At 44.7% G+C, this 1,550-nt stretch carries 1 protein-coding gene; it reads right to left on the reverse strand.

Annotated elements, in window-relative coordinates; all coding sequences use genetic code 11:
• Positions 1 to 7: 7 nt before the first annotated feature.
• Positions 8 to 1,417: an IS66 family transposase gene (gene tnpC / locus ACYQ11_RS21995; RefSeq protein WP_459925983.1), complete on the reverse strand. Its 1,410-nt coding sequence runs from the start codon at positions 1,415 to 1,417 to the stop codon at positions 8 to 10.
• Positions 1,418 to 1,550: the final 133 nt, after the last annotated feature.

Here is a 1,550-nt window from a genome sequence, read left to right on the forward strand (position 1 = left end):
AAAAAGGTTAGCTCAGCCAGTCAAGACACGGTTCTTGTTCTTTGAAAAAATCAGTGATGGCTTGATGTAAAATGTCGAAGGACGAGATAGATTTAATCCTGCACGTTTGTTTGAGGGAAAGGATTCGTTCGACCCACCGGTCGCCTTTGTCACTTTGTGTTCCCATGCTACGTTTTCGCCAGAGAACACCAAAGCGAAGTGATCTTTCAGCCCTGTTGTTGGTGGGTTCAACACCGTCTTCTTCTAAAAATGTCCAGAGATGATCCATCTCGCGGGCAAGGCGTCTGGCAAGTTTCCCGGCCTCGTCATCTGCGCCTTCAAAAAGAAAGAGGATGACCATAAACTGAGAGAACCAGTCTTCCCATTTTTTGGGACTTGGAGGTTTATTGGCGAAGCGGCATAGTTGCTGGAGTAACTCAAGTATGTTTTTCCCGAACCGCTGAAGAGACTCGTCCTTTCTTTCGGCCAGATTTCTGGCCTCTCTGATAAGATGGGCCAGACAGGTTTGCCTTTCCCCGATCCATTTTATATAGACGCCGTATCCATCGCTGATTAAAATTCCATTCCAGTCTTCTATCAGAGCTTTGAAAGCTTCTTTTGAGCGGTTTTCATGGATTTTAAAAAATGCGATGGTTTCATTTGTCATGGTCCAAAGCCATCGAAGGATACCTTTTTGGTACCAGGCTGTTTCATCAATATAGTTGGCCGGGGAGTTTCTCGCAATTAAACCAATGCGGTCATAGATCGGTCCAATGGCACGTGAGGCGCGATCAATCACTTTTTGAATCGCCCCTGTGGAAATATGAAAGTTGAGAATGTTCCGGCAAATATCCTGAATGGTTTCCCGGCTGTTCCCGTATGTGCCGCTTAGCTCGGCAATGGTTGCACTCAATCTTGGCCCGTAACCGGTCCGGCTTTCTTTGGGGATCTCGGCTTTAATCGTTTTTCGGCAATTTGGGCATTTCCCTTTGAGCAAGATGTAATGGATAACATCCATTTTAATAGGGGGAAGCTCAAGTACCTGATGCGTGTAAAACGGGTGAAAATCATTCGGATTAGATGAGCTGCATCCGCATGTGCAAGGTTCGGGCATAACGGGTATTTCACGGTCAGCAGACATAAGCTTCTGTTGATGACCGGGGTGTCCTTTTTGTCCGCCCTTTTTTCGTTTTTTCACCGTCGATTTCGGCGAGGATGATTTCCGGGTTTTCGAATAAGGCGGATCGGATGATGGGGGCTTGCTCGAGTTTTTTGAATTTTTGTTTAGCTGGTTTTCCAGCTTTTCAATACGCTCTGCGAGAGTTTTGACTTGATCCATGAGGTACTGAGCCATTGGCTCGAGCTGTTCAATATAATCTCGAACCAATTTTGGCGCCGCAAGCCAATCTTCATGTGAAAACGGTCGGTTATCTTTCATAAAGACAACTATATCATACTAGAAAACAAAAATCTAGATTTATTTTCAATTATTTCAATTGGTTATAAACTTTATTGTTTTGACTTTAATTTCAGTGCGTTGTCGTTGAGGGTAGGCCCCTGTGAATGGATAC

Source organism: Desulfatiferula olefinivorans (genome assembly GCF_054657895.1).

Excerpts from the sequence above, each read along its gene's own strand:
- tnpC (WP_459925983.1), bottom strand. The coding sequence starts at position 1,417 with ATGAAAGATAACCGACCGTTTTCACATGAAGATTGGCTTGCGGCGCCA.